At 76.2% G+C, this 18,094-nt stretch carries 15 protein-coding genes; 14 read left to right on the forward strand and 1 reads right to left on the reverse strand.

The annotated features are described in order from the left end of the window. Positions 1-92 precede the first annotated feature (92 nt). The 5 genes from murD (at position 93) to MF406_RS07095 (ending at position 6,928) form a co-directional block, all read left to right on the forward strand. Positions 93-1,424 (forward strand): UDP-N-acetylmuramoyl-L-alanine--D-glutamate ligase, encoded by a 1,332-nt coding sequence (murD, locus tag MF406_RS07075; protein ID WP_371744624.1) that lies wholly within the window; start codon positions 93-95, stop codon positions 1,422-1,424. Between the two features lie 415 nt (positions 1,425-1,839). Further along, complete coding sequence (locus tag MF406_RS07080; RefSeq protein WP_242897243.1) at positions 1,840-2,985, forward strand: FtsW/RodA/SpoVE family cell cycle protein; 1,146 nt, start codon at positions 1,840-1,842, stop codon at positions 2,983-2,985. A gap of 124 nt (positions 2,986-3,109) precedes the next feature. Further along, positions 3,110-4,372 (forward strand): undecaprenyldiphospho-muramoylpentapeptide beta-N-acetylglucosaminyltransferase, encoded by a 1,263-nt coding sequence (gene murG / locus MF406_RS07085; RefSeq protein ID WP_242897717.1) that lies wholly within the window; start codon positions 3,110-3,112, stop codon positions 4,370-4,372. Next, complete coding sequence (gene murC / locus MF406_RS07090) at positions 4,365-5,738, forward strand: UDP-N-acetylmuramate--L-alanine ligase (protein WP_242897244.1); 1,374 nt, start codon at positions 4,365-4,367, stop codon at positions 5,736-5,738. Before murG ends, murC begins: the two co-directional genes overlap by 8 nt. Next, complete coding sequence (locus MF406_RS07095) at positions 5,735-6,928, forward strand: cell division protein FtsQ/DivIB (RefSeq protein ID WP_242897245.1); 1,194 nt, start codon at positions 5,735-5,737, stop codon at positions 6,926-6,928. The genes murC and MF406_RS07095 overlap by 4 nt, the downstream gene beginning before the upstream one ends. 146 nt (positions 6,929-7,074) lie before the next feature. Here the strand turns inward: MF406_RS07095 and MF406_RS07100 are convergent, their stop codons facing one another. Continuing rightward, positions 7,075-7,266, reverse strand: coding sequence for a type II toxin-antitoxin system prevent-host-death family antitoxin (locus tag MF406_RS07100; RefSeq protein WP_242897246.1), 192 nt, complete (start codon positions 7,264-7,266; stop codon positions 7,075-7,077). 283 nt (positions 7,267-7,549) lie between these two features. Here MF406_RS07100 and ftsZ point away from each other — a divergent pair, with 283 nt between their 5' ends. The 9 genes from ftsZ (at position 7,550) to dnaE (ending at position 17,823) form a co-directional block, all read left to right on the forward strand. After that, positions 7,550-8,821 carry a cell division protein FtsZ gene (ftsZ, locus tag MF406_RS07105; protein WP_242897247.1) on the forward strand — a complete coding sequence of 424 codons (1,272 nt, stop codon included), beginning with the start codon at positions 7,550-7,552 and terminating at the stop codon, positions 8,819-8,821. 124 nt (positions 8,822-8,945) lie between these two features. Beyond that, positions 8,946-9,731 carry a polyphenol oxidase family protein gene (locus MF406_RS07110; protein ID WP_242897248.1) on the forward strand — a complete coding sequence of 262 codons (786 nt, stop codon included), beginning with the start codon at positions 8,946-8,948 and terminating at the stop codon, positions 9,729-9,731. Between the two features lie 269 nt (positions 9,732-10,000). Next, the gene (locus MF406_RS07120) at positions 10,001-10,498 is read left to right on the forward strand and encodes a cell division protein SepF (RefSeq protein ID WP_242897249.1); all 498 of its coding nucleotides are present in this window, start codon (positions 10,001-10,003) and stop codon (positions 10,496-10,498) included. Between the two features lie 3 nt (positions 10,499-10,501). After that, positions 10,502-10,804 carry a YggT family protein gene (locus MF406_RS07125; RefSeq protein ID WP_242897250.1) on the forward strand — a complete coding sequence of 101 codons (303 nt, stop codon included), beginning with the start codon at positions 10,502-10,504 and terminating at the stop codon, positions 10,802-10,804. Positions 10,805-10,917: 113 nt separating this feature from the next. Further along, entirely contained in the window at positions 10,918-11,601 is a 684-nt protein-coding gene (locus MF406_RS07130; RefSeq protein ID WP_242897251.1) for a DivIVA domain-containing protein, read from the forward strand. Between the two features lie 200 nt (positions 11,602-11,801). Next, positions 11,802-12,515 (forward strand): signal peptidase II, encoded by a 714-nt coding sequence (locus MF406_RS07135; protein ID WP_242897252.1) that lies wholly within the window; start codon positions 11,802-11,804, stop codon positions 12,513-12,515. After that, positions 12,508-13,434 carry an RluA family pseudouridine synthase gene (locus tag MF406_RS07140; RefSeq protein WP_242897253.1) on the forward strand — a complete coding sequence of 309 codons (927 nt, stop codon included), beginning with the start codon at positions 12,508-12,510 and terminating at the stop codon, positions 13,432-13,434. Before MF406_RS07135 ends, MF406_RS07140 begins: the two co-directional genes overlap by 8 nt. Next, a complete protein-coding gene (locus MF406_RS07145) occupies positions 13,431-14,090 on the forward strand; it encodes a GNAT family N-acetyltransferase (protein ID WP_242897254.1) in 660 nt (219 codons plus the stop codon). The genes MF406_RS07140 and MF406_RS07145 overlap by 4 nt, the downstream gene beginning before the upstream one ends. 187 nt (positions 14,091-14,277) lie before the next feature. After that, entirely contained in the window at positions 14,278-17,823 is a 3,546-nt protein-coding gene (gene dnaE, locus MF406_RS07150; RefSeq protein WP_242897255.1) for a DNA polymerase III subunit alpha, read from the forward strand. The last annotated feature ends 271 nt before the right edge of the window (positions 17,824-18,094 follow it).

Consider the following 18,094-nt stretch of genomic DNA (forward strand, 5'->3'; position numbering starts at 1 on the left):
GCCGCGCTGGCCGCCTGGCCCCCACCGGCGCCCGCCTGCACGGCTACGACGCCGCCGCGGACGCCGTCGACGCCGCCCGGGACAGCGCCGAGGTGCCGGCCGGGGCCGCGCTGCGCGCCGTGGCCGACCCCGCCGCGCTGGCCGAGCAGGTGCTGGCCGACCGGCCCGACGTGCTCGTCGTCTCCCCGGGGCTGCCCGCCGTCGGCCCGCTGCACCGCCGCGCCGCCGCCGCCGGGCTGCCGGTGTGGAGCGAGGTCGAGCTCGCCTGGCGGCTGCAGGCCCCCCGGCCGGGCGGCGGCCGGGCCCCCTGGCTCACCCTCACCGGCACCAACGGCAAGACGACGACGGTCGGCATGCTCGCCGCCATCCTCACCGCGGCGGGGGAGCGGGCCGAGGCGGTCGGCAACGTCGGCACCCCGATCGTCACCGTCGCCACCCGCCGCGGCCCCGACGCCCCGGACGTGCTGGCGGTGGAGCTGTCCAGCTTCCAGCTGCACGCCACCGAGACCGTCAGCCCGCAGGCGGCGGCGTGCCTGAACGTCGCCCCCGACCACCTGGACTGGCACGGCTCCTACGAGGCGTACTGGCGGGCCAAGGCCAAGGTCTACGAGCGCGCCGCGGTGGCCTGCGTGTACAACGCCGCCGACCCCCTCACCCGGACCATGGTCGAGGAGGCCGAGGTCCGCCCGGGCGCCCGGGCGGTCGGGTTCACCCTGGGCGTGCCGGCCGTCGGGGAGGTCGGGGTGGTGGAGGACTACCTCGTCGACCGCGCCTTCACCCCGGACAGGTACACCCACGCCGCCGAGCTCGGCACGCTGGCCGACCTCGCCCACCTCGCCCCCGCCGGCGGGCAGGTACCCGGCCACGTGGTGGCCGACGCGCTCGCCGCGGCCGCGCTGGCCCGGGCGCACGGGGTGCCCCCGGCGGCCGTGCGGGACGGGCTGCGGGCCTACCGCGGGGGGCACCACCGGATCGAGCGGGTGGCCGTGGTGGACCAGGTGGCCTACGTGGACGACTCCAAGGCCACCAACGCCCACGCCGCCGCCGCCGCCCTGGCCGGGCAGCGGCCCGGCTCGGTGGTCTGGGTCGCCGGCGGGCTGGCCAAGGGGGCGACCTTCGACGACCTCGTCATCGCCCGCGCGGACCGGCTCCGCGCGGTGGTGCTCATCGGCACCGACCGGGAGCCGCTCCGGGGGGCGCTGGCGCGACACGCCCCGCAGGTGCCCGTGATCGAGGTCGTCCCCGGCGAGGATGGGGACGTGATGCCCCGTGCCGTCGCCGAGGCCGCCCGGCTCGCCCGGGCGGGCGACACCGTGCTGCTGGCGCCGGCCTGCGCGTCGATGGACCAGTTCACCAGCTACGCCGAGCGGGGGGCGGAGTTCGCGCGCGCGGTCCGCGCGCTGGCGGGGAGGAGCGGGCAGTGACGATGACCGACGGCGCCCGCCGCGCCGACCGGGCCCGGCGGCCGGCTCCCGCCCGGGGGCAGGCGCGCGGCCGGCGGCAGGCGCGCGGCCGGCCGCCCCGGCCGCCGGCCCGGCCACGACCGCCCGCGGCGCCGGGCGGGCCACGACCGCCCGCGGCGCCGGGCGGGCCACGGCTGCCCGGACCGGGCGGGCCACGGCTGCCCCGGCCACCGCCCGGGCCACGTCCGCGCCCGCCGGCCGGCGCACGGCCGCCGCCCCGGACGGGGCCGCCGCCCCGGCCCGTGCCGCACGCACCCGGACCACCGCCGGCCGGCTTGGCCGCGGCGGCACGGCCACCCGCGCGCCGCGCCGCACCGGCCGCCGTCGTCCGGGCGACGGCGGCGCACCAGAGATCGCGGCGCTCAGCTACTACCTGGTGGCCGGCGCCGCGCTGCTGCTGCTCACCATCGGCGTCGTCATGGTGCTCTCGGCCTCCACCATCGACTCCATCCGCGCCAACGACGGCAACCCCTACGCCGAGTTCCTCGGCCAGGCGAAGTTCGTCCTGCTCGGGCTGCCGCTCGCGGTGGTCGCCTCCCGGGTGCCGGTGGCCTGGTACAAACGGCTGGCCTGGCCGGCGTTCGGCGCCGGGCTGGCCCTGCAGCTGCTCATCTTCTCCCCCCTCGCGCTGGGCAAGAACGGCAACGTCAACTGGATCTACCTGCCCGGGCTGGGCCAGTCCGTCCAGCCCTCGGAGTTCCTCAAGCTGGGCCTGGCGTTGTGGCTCGGGCTCGTCCTGGCGCGCAAGGGCCCGCTGCTCGGCGACTGGCGCCACGCCCTCGTCCCGGTCGGCGGCGCCGGCCTGGCCGTGCTGCTCGTCCTCGCCGGGCACGACATGGGCACCGTGCTCATCATCCTGGCCCTGTCGGTCGGGGCCTTCTTCGTCGCCGGCCTGCCGCTGCGCTGGTTCGCCGCCGGTGGGGTGCTGGGCGTCGCGGCCGCGGCCTTCCTGGTGATCGGCTCGCAGAGCCGCAGCGCCCGGGTGCTGTCCTTCCTCGGCGCCGCCGAGGACGACCCCACCGGGGTCGGCTTCCAGACCCGGCACGGCCTGTGGGGCCTGGGCACGGGCGGCGTCTCCGGGGTGGGCCTGGGCGCCTCCCGGGAGAAGTGGTCCTACCTGCCCGAGGCCCAGAACGACTTCATCTTCGCGATCATCGGCGAGGAGCTCGGCCTGGTCGGCACCCTGGTGGTGCTCGCCCTGTTCGCCGTGCTCGCCGTCGGCATGTTCCGCATCGTCCGGCGCCACCGGGACCCGTTCGTCCAGATCACCACCGCCGCGATCGCCACCTGGATCCTCGCCCAGGCGCTGGTGAACATCGGCGTCGTGATCGGGGTGCTGCCGGTCATCGGCGTGCCCCTGCCGCTGGTCTCGGCCGGCGGGTCGGCGATGATCTCCACCCTGGTGGCCATCGGGGTGCTGCTCGCCTTCGCCCGCGCCGAGCCCGGCGCCGCGCAGGCGCTGGCCACCCGCACCGGTGTGGTCCGCCGCTCCCTGGCCGTGCTGGGCCGGCGCCGTGGCTGAGCGGCCGTCCGGCCCCGCGCCGGGCGCCGCCCGCACCGGCCCCGCAGCGGTTGCCGCCCGCACCGGCCCTGCAGCGGGTGCCGCCCGCACCGGCCCTGCAGCGGGTGCCGACGGCGGCCGGCCGCTGCGGGTGCTGCTCGCCGGCGGCGGCACCGCCGGGCACGTCAACCCGCTGCTGGCCACCGCCGCCGCCCTCGCCGCCCGGCCCGGCGGCGCCGAGCTCACCGCCCTGGGCACCGCCGACGGGCTGGAGCACACCCTCGTACCGGCCGCCGGCTACCCGCTGCGGACCGTGCCGCGCGTCCCGCTGCCGCGCCGACCCACCCCGGACCTGCTCCGGCTGCCCGGCCGGCTGCGCACCGCCGTCCGCGCCGCCGAGGCGGCCCTGGCCGAGACCGGCGCGACGGTCGTCGTCGGCTTCGGCGGCTACGTCGCCACCCCCGCCTACCTCGCCGCCCGCCGCCGCGGCGTGCCGGTGGTGATCCACGAGCAGAACGCCCGCCCCGGCCTGGCCAACCGGCTCGGCGCCCGGTGGGCGGCCGCCGTCGCCGTCACCTTCCCCGGCACGCCGCTGCGCGCCGCCCGCGGCCGCACCGAGGTGACCGGGCTGCCGCTGCGCCCGGCCGTCGCCGCGCTCGCCGCCGCGCGGGCCGGCGCAGCCGGAGCCGCCCCGCCCTCCGCCGTCCCGACCGACGACGACGCATCCGCCGCGGCCGCGGCCGCCACGGCCGCCGTCGTCCCGCCCGCTACCGACGACGCCGCCACCGACCCCGCCGCCGACCTCCGCGCCCGCGCCGCCCGCGAGCTCGGCCTGGACCCCGGCCGGCCCACCCTCGTCGTCACCGGTGGGTCCCTCGGCGCCCAGCGGCTCAACACGGCGGTCCCGCCCGCCGCCGGTGACCTCCTCGCCGCCGGCGCGCAGGTGCTCCACCTGACCGGCCGGGGCAAGGACGGGCCGGTCCGCGCCGCGCTCGCCGGGGTGCCCGGCGCCGCCGAGCGCTACCACGTGCGGGACTACCTCGGCCGGATGGAGCTCGCCTACGCCGTCGCCGACCTGGTCCTGTGCCGGGCCGGGGCGGGCACCGTCAGCGAGCTCGCCGCCCTCGGCCTGCCCGCGGTGTACGTCCCGCTGCCGGTGGGCAACGGCGAGCAGCGCCGCAACGCCGCCGACGTCGTCCGCGCCGGCGGGGGCCTGCTGGTCGACGACGCCGCGCTGGACCCGGCCTGGGTCCGCGGGCACGTCGTGCCGCTGCTGGCCGACCCGGCCCGCCTCGCCGCCATGGGCGCCGCCGCGGCCGGCGCCGGCCCGCGCGACGGCGCCGCCCGGCTGGCCGCGCTGGTCGCCGACGTCGCGCACGCCGCCGCGCACGGGGGCGGGCGTGGCTGAGCGGTACCACCTGATCGGGGTGGGCGGGGCCGGCATGTCCGCGCTCGCCGAGCTCCTCCGCGCCCGCGGCCACGACGTCTCCGGCTCCGACCAGCGCGACTCCGCCGCGCTGGCCCGGCTCCGGGACCTGGGGGTGCGGGTCTACCTCGGCCACGACCCCGCGCAGGTGCCCGCCACCGGCTCGGTGGTCGTCTCCACCGCGGTGCGCCCGGACAACCCCGAACTGGTCCGCGCCCACGAGCTCGGCCGGCCGGTGCTGCACCGGTCGGTGGCCCTGGCCCGCGCGGCCGCCGGGCAGGACTTCGTGGCCGTCGCCGGCGCCCACGGCAAGACCACCACCTCGGCGATGCTCGCCGTCGCGCTGCGCGCGGCCGGGCAGGACCCGTCCTACGCCATCGGCGGCACGGTCCTGGCCCTGGGCACCGGGGCCCACCTGGGCACCGGCCGGGCCTTCGTGGCCGAGGCCGACGAGTCCGACGGTTCCTTCCTCGCCTACCGCCCCCGGGTCGCGGTGGTCACCAACGTCGAGCCGGACCACCTGGACCACTACGGCTCCGCGGCCGCGCTCGCCCGTGCCTTCGAGGACTTCGCCGGCCGGGTGGTGCCCGGCGGGCTGCTCGTGGCCGGCGCGGACGACCCCGGCGCGCTGGCCCTGGCCCGGCACGCGGCCGCCGCCGGCACCCGGGTGCGCACCTACGGCACCGGACCGGCCCCGGCCGACCTGCCCCACCTGGCCGTCCGCGACGTCGTCCTCACCGGCGCCGGCGCCACCGCCCGCCTGGGCCCGGACGGCGTGCCGCTGGCGCTGCGGGTCGGCGGGGAGCACATGGTCCGCAACGCGGCCGCCGCCTGGTGTGCCGGGGTCGAGCTCGGCGTCGCCCCGGCGGCGATGGCGACGGCGCTGGGCAGCTTCACCGGCACCGGCCGGCGGTTCGAGACCCGCGGCACGGCCGCCGGGGTGCGGGTGGTGGACGACTACGCCCACCACCCGACCGAGATCGCCGCCACGCTGGCCGCCGCGCGGCTGGTCGCCGGGCCCGGGCGGGTGCTGGTGCTGTTCCAGCCGCACCTGTACTCCCGGACCCAGGCCTTCGCCGCCGAGTTCGCCGCCGCGCTGAGCGCCGCCGACGCCGCGGTGGTCACCGACGTCTACGCCGCCCGCGAGGACCCGGTGCCCGGGGTGGACGGCTCCCTCGTCACCGCCGCGATGGAGCCCGGCCGGGGCCGGTACGTGGCCGACAAGGTGGCCGCCGCCCGGGCCGTGGCCGACGACGCCCGGCCCGGTGACCTGGTGCTCACCGTCGGCGCCGGCGACGTCACCGAGCTCGGCGCCGTGATCCTGGACCGGCTCCGGGAGCGGGCATGAGGCCGCCGGTCACCCCGCGCCGGCCCCGCCGCGGCGCTGCCGAGCCTGCCCGGCCGGGCGTGGGCGGGACCGGCGGGACCGGGGACCCGGCGCGCGGTGGTGCCGGCCGGGCGCGGTCGCACGCCGAGAGGTCCGGCGCCGAGACGTCCGGGGCCACCGCCGCCGACCGCGGGGGCAGGCGCGGGGCCACGCCCCGCTCGGCGACCGCCGGCACGGCTCCGACCGACCGCCGCGCCCCCGCTGGCGGCGGCGCCGCCCCGGCGAGCCGCGCCGCTAGCGCCAGCGGCGGCGCCAGCAAGGTCCGTGGCCGCGGCGCCTCGGCGGCGCCGGCGCGAGCCAGCACCGACGTCGTCCCGGTGCACCGCCCGGCGGCGCCGCTCGCCGCACCCCGCACCCCCACCGCGGGCGAGGTCCCGGTGGTCAGCACCGGGCTCGCCGCCCGGGCGGCCGAGCGCGAGGCCGCAGCCCGGCACCTTCGGCGCCGCCGGATCCTCCTCGCCCTCGCCGGCCTCGCCGCCGTCGCGGCGCTGGCCTGGGTGCTGCTGCTGTCCCCGCTGCTCGCCGTCCGCCCCGACCAGGTCGAGGTGACCGGCGCGGCGGGGCCGGTCGACCCGGCCGACGTGCACGCCGTCGCCGAGCCGGCCGTCGGGGTCCCCCTGCTGCGGGTGGACACCGGCGCGCTCGCCGACCAGGTGGCGAGCATCACCGGGGTGAAGGAGGCCCGGGTGGCCCGGTCCTGGCCGAACGGGCTCACGGTCGCCGTCGTCTCCCGGATACCCGTGGCAGCCGTCCAGTCCGACGGCGGGTGGGTGCTCGTCGACGGCGACGGCGTCCAGGTCGCCGAGTCCGCCGAGCAGCCGGCCGACCTGCCGGTGGTGTCCGTGCCGCTGACCTCCAGCGAGGAGACCGCGCCGGCCGTCACCGCGGTGCTCAAGGTCCTCGACGTCCTGCCGGCCGAGCTGCTCGCCGACGTCGCCGAGGCAGGCGCGACGTCCGCCGACCAGGTTGTGCTGACCCTCCAGGACGGCGCAACGGTGCGGTGGGGGAGCGCGGAGGAGGGGGAGTTCAAGGCCGCCGTGCTCCAGGTGCTCCGGCAGGAGCCGGCCAAGGTCTACGACGTCTCCATCCCGCGCAGCCCGACGACGTCGCAAGGGACGAGCGGTGTGCCCAATGCCTCCGCTGGGAACTGATGCGGGCTGCGCACGTGGGCCAGGCGGGAGCTTCGTCACCTGCCCCGCGGCGGTAGCGAGCTCGACGCGGTACGTCAGGACGCTACGTCGCGCAGCACCTCGTCGAGAATGACCCGTTCGCCGTCGGCTGCCGCCTTCGCCTCACGCTAGGCGGCCACGTCCCGGCGCATCTCGAACTCTTCGAGGGCTTCGACGTCGCCGACGCTCACGACCACCGCGACCAGCTTGCCGTTACGAGTCACGCCGATGCGCTCGCCCGCGTACATGGTGCGCCCCAGCACGTCCGAGAGCCGGTCGCGTAACTCCCGAGTCGTAACCGTGCTCGTCACCGTGTCCACGAGGGAAACCGTAGGCCGTCGGGCGACCGTGGTACACCCATGCGCCACGGTCTGCTGCTCGTGCTGACGGTGGAGGCAGCCGGACGCCGGGCCTCGTGGTCGGTGGCCCGCCTCGGCCGGGCTCGCCCGGTCGCCGCCGACACGACGCGCGCGACACACCGGCGGCGGTCGTTGCCCCGGGGTGGGCTGCCCACCTAGCGTCACGGGTGGCAGGAAATGACATAAGTCTAGCCCTCAAGTAGAGACTTAGGGTTGGGCCCGCAGGACGACGAGAGGGACCGACGTGGCGGCACCGCAGAACTACCTGGCGGTCATCAAGGTGATTGGCATCGGCGGTGGCGGCGTGAACGCCGTCAACCGCATGATCGAGGTCGGGTTGAAGGGCGTGGAGTTCATCGCCATCAACACCGACGCCCAGGCCCTGCTCATGAGCGACGCGGACGTCAAGCTCGACGTCGGCCGCGAGCTCACCCGCGGACTGGGCGCGGGCGCGGACCCCGAGGTGGGCAAGAAGGCCGCCGAGGACCACGCCGAGGAGATCGAGGAGGTCCTGCGCGGGGCCGACATGGTCTTCGTCACCGCCGGCGAGGGCGGCGGCACCGGGACCGGCGGCGCCCCGGTGGTGGCCCGGATCGCCCGCTCGCTCGGGGCGCTGACCATCGGCGTGGTCACCCGGCCCTTCACCTTCGAGGGCCGGCGCCGCGGGGTGCAGGCCGAGTCCGGCATCGACGCGCTGCGCAGCGAGGTCGACACCCTCATCGTGATCCCCAACGACCGCCTGCTGTCGATCAGCGACCGCGGGGTGTCGGTCCTGGACGCCTTCAAGTCCGCCGACCAGGTGCTCCTCTCCGGCGTCCAGGGCATCACCGACCTGATCACCACCCCGGGCCTGATCAACCTGGACTTCGCGGACGTGAAGTCCGTCATGCAGGGCGCCGGCAGCGCGCTGATGGGGATCGGCTCCGCCCGGGGGGAGGACCGGGCGGTCCAGGCCTCCGAGCTGGCCATCTCCTCCCCGCTGCTCGAGGCGAGCATCGACGGCGCCCACGGGGTGCTGCTGTCCATCCAGGGTGGTTCCGACCTCGGCCTGTTCGAGATCCACGAGGCCGCCCGGCTGGTCCAGGAGGCCGCGCACCCGGAGGCGAACATCATCTTCGGCGCGGTCATCGACGACGCCCTCGGCGACGAGGTGCGCGTGACGGTCATCGCGGCCGGCTTCGACGAGGGCACCGGCCCGTCCGGGGCGGAGAGCCGGATGCGCGGCCGGCCGGTGGGCCAGGTCGCTGCCCGGCCCGAGCCGGTGCAGCCGGCGGCCGAGCCGGGCGACGCCGGCTCGCACCGGGCCCCGCTGCCCACCCCGGGCGCCTCGGCACCCTCGCCGGCCCGGGCGCCCGAGCCCGCGCCGGTCGGCGCCGGCGCGCAGCAGGTCCCGGCCTTCCTCGGGGAGAACGGGCAGGCGCCGCAGCGGTCGCTGGAGGTGCCCCGGGTCTTCGACGAGGAGCCGGTGCGGCCCCGACGCGAGGACGACCTCGACATCCCCGACTTCCTCAAGTGAGCCGGGCCGCCGCCGCCTACCCGTCGGCGCGTCCGCGCCGGTGAGTGCGGCCGGGGCGGCGGGCGCCGCACCGGGAGGCACGGCGGACGACCCCGCCGGCAGGGGCGGGCGGCCGAGCGTTCCGGTGCCCGTCCCGCTGCTGCCCGTTGACCTCGGCCCCGGCGTCCGTGCCTGGTACACCACCTCCGCGGGCGGCGTGTCGAGCGGGCCGTACGCGCCGCTCGCCGGCCAGCACGACGGCCACAACCTTCGCCAGCACGACGGCGGCCTCAACCTCGGCGACCACGTCGGGGACGACCCGGCGGCGGTCGCCGCGAACCGGGCCCGGCTCGACCGGGCCGTCGGCGCGCCGGTGGCCTGGATGCGCCAGGTGCACGGCGCCGTCGTGCAGGCGCTCGCCCCCGGCACGCCGCTGCGGGAGTGCGACGCGCTGGTCGCCGTCGCCGTCGCCGGCCCGGCGCCGGTCGCCGTCGGCGTGCTGGTGGCGGACTGCGTGCCGGTCCTGCTCGCCGCGCCCGACGGCGCCCTGGTCTCCGCGGTGCACGTGGGCCGGGCGGGCCTGGTGCGCGGCGTGCTCCAGGCGGCGCTGCGCGCCCTGGACGAGCGTGGCGCGCCGCCGGCGGTGGTGCGCGCCGCCGTCGGGCCGAGCATCTGCGGCCGCTGCTACGAGGTCCCGGCCGCGCTGGCCGCCCAGGTCGCCGGCCAGGTCCCGGCGGCCGCCGCCCGCACCTCCTGGGGCACCCCCGCCCTGGACCTGCCCGCCGGGGTGCTCGCCGTCCTCGCCGCGGCCGGTGTCCGGGAGGTAGCGCACGTGGCGGCGTGCACCCGGGAGGACGCCCGGTTCTACTCCTACCGTCGGGCCGGCGGCGGCCGTACCGGCCGCTTCGCCGGCGTCGTCCTGCCGGCCTGATCCCCGGCGACGCCGGCCCGGCCCAGCCGACCCACACCCCGCGGACGTCGGCCCGGCCCAGCCGACCCCCCTCCGCCAACGCCGGCCCGCCCGGCCCACCCCGCCGACGCCCGCACGGCCGGCCCACCCCGCCGACGCCGGCCCGCCCGGCCCGGCCCGCCCGCGCGACACGCCGCCGCCCTGCCCGCCACGGCCCCCGCCTGTGGACTAGCGTCTGAGATGCACGAGCGTGGTTCTCCGCGCGCGACAGCACCACACGAGGAGCAGCCATGGCCGGGACGATGCGCAAGATGATGGAGTACCTCTCCCTCGCCGAGCCCCAGGAGGAGCTCTACGACGACGAGGCCGACGGGGCGCTCGAGGAGCCGCCGGCCGAGGAGCACGGCGACCGGCGCGACCGCCCGGAGCGGCACGAGCGGCACGCCGAGGTCACCCCGATCTCGCGCGCCGCCGCCCTGCGTCAGGAGGAGGCCGCCGTGGGAGAGGACCTGCGCCGCATCGTCACCGTCCACCCCAGCACCTACAACGAGGCCCGGGTCATCGGCGAGGCGTTCCGCGACGGCACCCCGGTGATCATGAACCTCACCGGCATGAGCGAGGCCGACGCCAAGCGGATGGTCGACTTCGCCGCTGGGCTCGTCTTCGGCCTGCACGGGGTCATCGAGCGGGTGACCAACCGGGTGTTCCTGCTCTCCCCGGCCACCGTGGAGGTGGCCAGCGACCGCGACGAGGCCGAGCGCGTCGGCCGCTTCTTCAACCAGAGCTGACGCGTGGCCCTGCTCTTCCAGCTCGTCGACCTGCTCCTGCTCCTGTACCTGCTCGTCCTCCTCGTGCGGCTGGTGCTGGACTGGGTGCAGGTCTTCGCCCGGTCCTGGCGGCCCACCGGCGTGGTGCTGGTGCTGGCCAACGTCGTGTACGGGCTGACCGACCCGCCGCTGCGGTTCCTCCGGCGGTTCATCCCGCCGCTACGGCTGGGCCCGGTCCAGCTGGACCTGGGCTTCCTGGTCCTCTTCCTCGCGGTGTCCTTCGGCCGCACCCTCGTGCGGTATCTCGCGTTTCTCGCGCTTGGCTGAGGCGGCTAAGGTCAGCCCAGGCACCCCGCGCTGGCGGTCCGCTACGGTTGAGGCCGTGAGTTGCGGTACCGACAGCGCTCATGACCGAACGACACGACACTGAGGTGACGACCATGGCGCTGCTCACGGCAGACGACGTCCTCAACAAGAAGTTCCAGCCCACCAAGTTCCGTGAGGGCTACGACCAGGACGAGGTCGACGACTTCCTCGACGAGGTGGTCAACACGCTGCGGGTGGTGCAGGGAGAGAACGAAGAGCTCAAGGCCAAGCTGGCCGCCGCGGAGCGGCGCGTCGCCGAGCTCACCCGCGACGGGGTCCAGCCCGACGGCGAGGAGGCCGCCGCGCCGGCGGAGGAGCGGGCCGAGGAGGCCCAGCCCGCCGAGGAGGCGCCGGCCCAGATCACCGAGACCCAGCCGGCGCCCGCCCAGGCCGCCCCCGCCCAGGCCGCCCCGGCCCAGCCCACCGCGCAGCAGCCGCCGGCGGGGAACGAGCCCGAGTCCGCCACCGGCATGCTCGCCCTGGCCCAGCGCCTGCACGACGAGTACGTGCGCAACGGCAAGGAGGAGGGCGAGCGGATCATCACCGAGGCGCAGGCCGAGGCCACGCGGATCGTCAAGGAGGCGGAGGACCAGCACAACCGCACCCTGACCCAGCTCGAGCAGCAGCGCTCGCTCCTGGAGCGGCGCATCGACGAGCTGCGCACCTTCGAGCGGGACTACCGCACCCGGCTGAAGAGCTACCTGGAGTCCCTCCTGCAGAACGTCGAGGGCGGCCGTCCGCAGGTCGAGGCCGTCTGAGCCTCCCGCCCGCACCGCTCGCGGCGGCGGCCCCCGACGGGGGTCGCCACCGTCGGCGTCTCGGCCGGGAGTATCGCGCCGCTGCCACCGCTGCCGCCGAGCTTGGACCGGGGCTTCCGACGGCGTCCGGCCCGACGGCGTGGCCGGCCGCCCCTGGCACGTGCCTGCCCAGGAGACCAGCCGTGGGAGACTGGCCGGCGATGGACACCCCACCCGCGCCCGGCGCCGCCGACAGACCGCCGGCCGACCGGGCCGGCGACGCGGCACCGGCCCACCCGGGCGGCGCGGCTCCGGCCCGCCCGGACGGTCCGGCTCCGGTGCGCGAGGCCGAGGCCGACCATCAGGCGCCCCCGGCCGCTCCGACCCCCGCCCGCCGGCGCCGCCTCCTGCTGCTGCTGCTCGCCCTGGCCGGCGCCGTCGCCGTCGTGGACCAGCTGACGAAGCACCTGGCCGAGGCGCGGCTGGAGCCGGGGGAGATCGTCCCCGTCCTGGGCGACCTGCTCGGCCTGCAGCTCATCTACAACTCCGGCGCCGCCTTCTCCCTCGCCACCGGGATGACGTGGGTGTTCACCCTGCTGTCGGCGGTGGTGGCCGTGGTCGTCGTCCGCTACGGCCGCCGGCTGGGCTCGGCCGGCTGGGCCGTCGCGCTCGGCCTGCTGCTCGGCGGTTGCCTGGGCAACCTCTACGACCGGCTCTTCCGCGAGCCCGGCTTCCCGGAGGGCCACGTCGTCGACTTCATCAGCTACGGCGGCCTCTTCGTCGGCAACGTCGCCGACATCGCCATCGTCGCCGCCGCGGCGCTCGTGGCGGTCCTGGCGCTGCGCGGCCGCGAGCTCGACGGCACCCGCGCCGGCACAGAACAACGCGACCGCAACCGCGCCCCCACCGCCCCGGAGCGCCCGGCCGATGCCTGAGGTCCGGGCCCTGCCGGTGCCCGACGGGCTGGTCGGGGAACGGGTCGACGCCGGCCTCGCCCGGCTCCTCGGGCTCTCCCGCACCCGCGCCGCGGAGCTGGCCGGCGCCGGGCACGTCACCCTCGACGGGCAGCCGCTGGCCAAGTCGGACCGGCTCACCGCCGACGGCTGGCTCGAGGTCACCCTGCCCGACGCGCCCGCCGCCCCCGCGCCGGCGCCGGTGGCCGGCATGGCCGTGCGGTACGAGGACGCGGACGTCGTCGTCGTCGACAAGCCCGTCGGGGTGGCCGCCCACCCCAGCCCCGGCTGGGACGGGCCGACCGTGGTCGGCGCGCTGGCCGCCGCCGGGCACCGGGTCGCCACCTCCGGCGCCGCCGAGCGGCAGGGCGTGGTGCACCGCCTCGACGTGGGCACCTCCGGCCTGATGGTCGTGGCCAAGTCCGAGGCCGCCTACACCGTGCTCAAGCGGGCGTTCAAGGAGCGCACCGTCGAGAAGGTCTACCACGCGCTGGTCCAGGGCCACCCCGACCCCACCAGCGGCACCATCGAGGCGCCCATCGGCCGGCACCCCACCGCCCCGTACAAGATGGCCGTCACCGCCGCCGGCAAGGACGCCGTCACGCACTACGCCACGCTCGAGGCGATGGCCGGGGCGTCCCTGCTGGAGGTGCACCTGGAGACCGGGCGGACCCACCAGATCCGGGTGCACCTGGCCGCCGTGCGCCACCCGTGCGTGGGCGACATCACCTATGGCGCCGACCCCCGCCTGGCCGAGCGGCTCGGCCTGACCCGGCAGTGGCTGCACGCCGTCCGGCTCGGGTTCCAGCACCCGGTCACCGGCCGGTGGGTCGAGGTGCGCAGCGACTACCCGGCGGACCTCGCCCAGGCCCTGGAGCGGATGCGGGCGGGGGACCGGTGAGCCGCGCTGTCCCGGCCCACGGGGTGGACGACGGCGCCGCGCGGGCCCTGGCGGACGACGGCGCCACGCGGGCCTTGGCGGATGACGGCGCCCGGAGCCACGGAGCGGACGACGGGGCCGCTGCCACCGCCGTCGGGGACCGGACCGGCGAGGTGCTCGACGGCGGAGGGCCGGGCGGGGTCGACGTCGTCCGGGTCACCTCCCGGGCCCAGCTCGAGCAGTGCTGGGAGGTCCGCACCGAGGTCTTCGTGGTCGAGCAGCACGTGCCCCTCGCCGAGGAGATCGACGACCTCGACACCGCCGCCACCACCACCCATGTGCTCGCCGTCGAGCGGACCACCGGCCGGGCCCTGGGCACCGGCCGGCTGCTGAGCGACCCGGCCCACGCCGGCGAGGTGCACCTGGGCCGGCTCGCGGTGCGCGCCGCGGCCCGCCGCACCGGCCTCGGCGCGCGGCTGGTCGTCGCCATCGAGGCCCTGGCCCTGGCCGGGCACGCCGAGCCGGCGGGGGCGGCGCTGGAGGTGACCGTGGTGCTGTCCGCGCAGGAGTCGGCGATGGGGTTCTACCGGCGGCTCGGCTACGAGGTGGTCGACGGCGAGCGCTACCTCGACGCGGGGATCTGGCACCAGGACATGCGCCGCCGGGTCCGCGCCTGACGCCCCCGGAACACCCGGGCCGGACCATGGCGCTCCGTCCGGCGGCCCTGAGGGTGTCCGATTCGGCGAACCGGCCGCAGTCGTTTCGCGTCGTCCGCGTAGCCCGCATCCACCCCGCGCCCGACGCGCCCGACACCCTGGGGGCCGCCTCCCGGACCCGGCCCGCGGTCGACCTAGACTGACGCCCATGCCACCTGGAGGACCCGAAGACTTCGTCCACCTCCACGTCCACACCGAGTACTCGATGCTCGACGGCGCCGCCAAGCTCGACCCGCTCTTCGCCGAGGTGAACCGGATCGGCCAGCGGGCGATCGCGATGACCGACCACGGCTACATGTTCGGCGCCTACGACTTCTGGTCCAGGGCGCGGGCGGCCGGGGTCAAGCCGATCATCGGCGTCGAGGCGTACCTCACCCCGGGCACGGCCCGGGCGGACAAGACCCGGGTGCGGTGGGGCGAGGACTCCCAGGCCGAGGACGACGTCTCGGCCCGCGGCTCCTACACCCACATGACGCTGCTCGCGCGCAGCACCGCCGGCATGCACAACCTCTTCCGGATGGCCTCCCTCGCCTCCCTGGACGGGCAGATGGGCAAGGCCCCCCGGATGGACCGCGAGCTGCTCACCACCTACGGCGAGGGGCTGATCGCCACCACCGGGTGCCCCTCCGGGGAGGTCCAGACCCGGCTGCGGCTGGGCCAGTACGACGAGGCCGTCCGCGCCGCCGGGGAGCTGCAGGAGATCTTCGGCCGGGAGAACTACTACGTCGAGCTGATGAACCACGGCCTGGACCTGGAGACCCGGGTGACCGGGGACCTGCTGCGCCTGGCCCGCCACCTCGGCGCCCCGCTGCTGGCCACCAACGACTCCCACTACGTCAAGGCCGAGGACGCCACCACCCACGACGCGCTGCTGTGCATCAACTCCGGCTCCACCCTGGCCGACCCGGACCGGTTCGCCTTCACCGGGGACACCTACTACGTGCGCACCGCCGCCGAGATGCGCGACCTGTTCCGGGACCTGCCCGAGGCCTGCGACAACACCCTGCTCGTCGCCGAGCAGTGCGACGTGGACTTCCGCACCACCGACCAGGGCGCCAACTACATGCCCCGCTTCGACGTCCCGCCCGGGGAGGACGAGCACTCCTGGTTCGTCAAGGAGGTCGAGCGCGGCCTGCACTACCGCTTCCCCGGCGGCGTGCCGGACCACGTGCGCAAGCAGGCCGAGTACGAGGTCGGCGTCATCACCCAGATGGGCTTCCCCGGCTACTTCCTCGTCGTCGCCGACTTCATCAACTGGGCCAAGTCCCGCGGCATCCGGGTGGGCCCGGGCCGCGGCTCCGGCGCCGGGTCGATGGTGGCCTACGCGATGCGCATCACCGACCTCAACCCGCTGGCCCACGGGCTGATCTTCGAGCGGTTCCTCAACCCGGACCGGGTCTCCATGCCGGACTTCGACGTCGACTTCGACGAGCGCCGGCGCGGGGAGGTCATCGACTACGTCACCCGCAAGTACGGCGACGACCGGGTCGCCCAGGTGGTCACCTACGGCACCATCAAGGCCAAGCAGGCCCTGAAGGACTCCTCCCGGGTGCTCGGCTACCCCTTCGCCATGGGCGAGCGGCTGAGCAAGGCCATGCCGCCCGCCGTCGGCGGCAAGGACATCACCCTGGCCGGCATCTTCGACCCCGCCGACAAGCGCTACGCCGAGGCGGAGGAGTTCCGCCAGCTCCACGCCGGCGACCCCGAGGCGCAGAAGGTCGTCACCACCGCCCGCGGGCTGGAGGGCATCAAGCGGCAGTGGGGCGTGCACGCGTGCGCGGTCATCATGTCCTCCGACCCGCTGGTCGACATCATCCCGATCATGCGGCGCCCGCAGGACGGGGCGATCATCACCCAGTTCGACTACCCGACCTGCGAGCGGCTCGGGCTGCTGAAGATGGACTTCCTCGGCCTGCGCAACCTCACCGTCATCGACGACGCGCTGAAGAACCTGGTCGTCAACGGCAAGGAGCCGGTGGACCTGGAGCGGCTCACCCTGGACGACCCCAGGGCGTACGAGCTGCTCGGCCGCGGGGACACCCTGGGGGTCTTCCAGCTCGACGGCGCCGGCATGCGCACGCTGCTGCGGCTCATGCGGCCGGACAACTTCGAGGACATCTCCGCCGTCCAGGCGCTGTACCGGCCCGGCCCGATGGGGGCGAACTCCCACACCAACTACGCGCTGCGGAAGAACGGCCAGCAGCGGATCGAGCCGATCCACCCCGAGCTCGAGGAGCCGCTCAAGGAGATCCTCGGCACCACCTACGGCCTGATCGTCTACCAGGAGCAGGTCATGGCGATCGCGCAGAAGGTCGCCGGGTTCACGCTCGGCCAGGCCGACCTGCTGCGCCGGGCGATGGGCAAGAAGAAGAAGGCGGAGCTGGACAAGCAGTACGCCGCCTTCGAGGCCGGGATGCGCGAGCGGGGCTACTCCGCGGCGGCCGTGAAGACCCTGTGGGACATCCTGGTCCCGTTCTCCGACTACGCCTTCAACAAGGCGCACTCGGCGGCGTACGGCGTGGTGTCCTACTGGACGGCGTACCTCAAGGCCAACTACCCGACCGAGTACATGGCCGCCCTGCTGACCTCCACCCAGGACAACAAGGACCGGCTCGGCCTGTACCTCGGCGAGTGCCGCCACATGGGCATCACCGTGCTGCCGCCGGACGTGAACACCTCCGCGGCGGACTTCACCCCGGTGGGCCAGGACATCCGGTTCGGCCTGGCCGCGATCCGCAACGTCGGGGCACACGTGGTCCGGGCCATCATCGAGACCCGGGAGCAGAAGGGGGAGTTCACCTCCTTCACCGACTTCCTGGACAAGGTCCCGGCCGTCGTGTGCAACAAGCGCACGGTGGAGTCCCTGATCAAGGCCGGCGCGTTCGACTCCCTCGGGCACACCCGCCGGGCGCTGCTCGCCCGCCACGAGGAGGCCATCGACGCCGTCGTGGACGTCAAGCGGAACGAGGCGGTGGGCCAGTTCGACCTCTTCGCCGGCCTGGGCTCCGCCGACGGCGCCCCCTCCTTCACCGTGGAGGTCCCGGCCCTGCCCGAGTGGGACAAGAAGCAGAAGCTCACCTTCGAGCGGCAGATGCTCGGCCTGTACGTCTCCGACCACCCCCTCGCCGGGCTGGAGCACGTGCTCCAGCGCGCCGCGGACACCCAGATCGCCGCGCTGCTCGGGGACGAGGCCCGCCCGGACGGGGCGAGCGTGCACGTCGCCGGGCTGGTGACGTCCCTGCAGCGGAAGATGACCAAGAACGGCAACCCGTGGGCGATCGCCACCGTGGAGGACCTGACCGGGTCCATCGAGGTGCTGTTCTTCCCGCAGACCTTCGCCACCGTCTCCACGGCCCTGGTCGAGGACACCATCATCACCGTCCGGGGCCGGCTCAACCGCCGCGACGACGTCCCCGCCATCGCCGCCCAGGAGATGACCCTGCCGGACGTCTCCGACGCCGCCGGCGGGCCGGTGAGCCTGACCATGCACGAGACGCGGTGCACCGGCCCGGTGGTGGAGCAGCTGCGCTCGGTGCTCAGCAACCACCCCGGCACCTCCGAGGTCCGGTTGCGGCTGACCCGGGGCAACAAGGCCCAGGTGGTCCAGCTGGCCGACCGGTACCGGGTGGAGCCCAGCTCGGCGCTCTTCGGCGACCTCAAGGCCCTGCTCGGGCCGAGCTGCCTGGTGCACTGACGGGGGTCCCTCACGACGGCGACGGCGCCAAACGCGCTGGGCATGGCGCGAGCGGGCCGTGTCCTCGGTCCGCCCCGGCGAGGCGGGGCCTGCTACCTCGATAGAGCGGCCGCGGCGACGACGTGCCTGACCCCTCGCCGCCTGGTCGGAAGCCGTCCATGGATGCCTCGCTACTCCTGTCCCTCGCAGCCGTCCTCCTCGGCCTGATCGGCTCGTGGGCGGCAGTCCCTACCGCACCGCGCATCATCTGGCGCAGGCTCGGGCAGTGGTT

This window comes from Georgenia sp. TF02-10, assembly GCF_022759505.1.
GTDB lineage: Bacteria > Actinomycetota > Actinomycetes > Actinomycetales > Actinomycetaceae > TF02-10.

Bases quoted from the DNA above. Each gene is read 5' to 3' on its own strand.
- MF406_RS07095 (WP_242897245.1), top strand. From the start codon at position 5,735: ATGAGGCCGCCGGTCACCCCGCGCCGGCCCCGCCGCGGCGCTGCCGAG.
- MF406_RS07130 (WP_242897251.1), top strand. From the start codon at position 10,918: ATGGCGCTGCTCACGGCAGACGACGTCCTCAACAAGAAGTTCCAGCCC.
- MF406_RS07120 (WP_242897249.1), top strand. From the start codon at position 10,001: ATGGCCGGGACGATGCGCAAGATGATGGAGTACCTCTCCCTCGCCGAG.
- MF406_RS07140 (WP_242897253.1), top strand. From the start codon at position 12,508: ATGCCTGAGGTCCGGGCCCTGCCGGTGCCCGACGGGCTGGTCGGGGAA.
- MF406_RS07135 (WP_242897252.1), top strand. From the start codon at position 11,802: ATGGACACCCCACCCGCGCCCGGCGCCGCCGACAGACCGCCGGCCGAC.
- dnaE (WP_242897255.1), top strand. From the start codon at position 14,278: ATGCCACCTGGAGGACCCGAAGACTTCGTCCACCTCCACGTCCACACC.